The following is a 652-nucleotide window of genomic DNA, read 5'->3' on the forward strand; positions in this document are numbered from 1 at the left end:
CGCATGGTTGTACGGGAAGAGGTGCCGGAGTCGCTCTCTTTATATAGTGCATTGGGGCGAAGTTCGATTCAATTACCGCTTAAGAGCAATAATTGGCAGATCGTGAAGATGAAGAGTGCGTTACCTCTGAAGCTAGTTGCAGGCGAGAAGGGGATCGAAGTGGGCGGTTTTTGGCTTCAGCGAGCGAATCAATCCGGCGCGATTGTCTCCTCCATTGCCACAAATGGCGCACAGCTTTCAATCTGGAATCGCTGGTCTTCTGAATGGATGACCGAGCTTGCGACAACGGAGAGTGATCTTGTAATCTTAGAGTATGGTACGAATGAGGCCTTCAATGATCGGCTCGATAAGAATCTCTATCGTCAAAACTTAGTGGCAAGTATTCGGAAGATTCGTCAGCGACTTCCAAATGCCGTAATCTTAATGGTAGGGCCGGGCGATGCATTATTGCGCAATGCTTCCGGCAACTGTACCGACCGTCAGCCGCCTTCATATGAGATGGTTAAAGCGGTACAGAAATCGGTAGCACGTGCAGAACGAACGCTCTATTGGGATTGGCAGATGGCGATGGGTGGTAAATGCAGTATCAATCAGTGGGAAGCGGAATCACTCGCCGGCAAGGATAAAGTTCATCTCACCGGCGCGGGCTATC

At 50.2% G+C, this 652-nt stretch carries 1 protein-coding gene; it reads left to right on the top strand.

Annotation, left to right across the window (positions count from 1 at the left end):
* Positions 1-21: 21 nt before the first annotated feature.
* On the top strand, positions 22-652 hold a 631-nt coding region (locus tag FK268_RS25905), incomplete at its 3' end, for a GDSL-type esterase/lipase family protein (protein WP_205124527.1).

This window comes from Tsukamurella sputi (genome assembly GCF_007858445.1).
Lineage (GTDB): Bacteria > Actinomycetota > Actinomycetes > Mycobacteriales > Mycobacteriaceae > Tsukamurella > Tsukamurella sputi.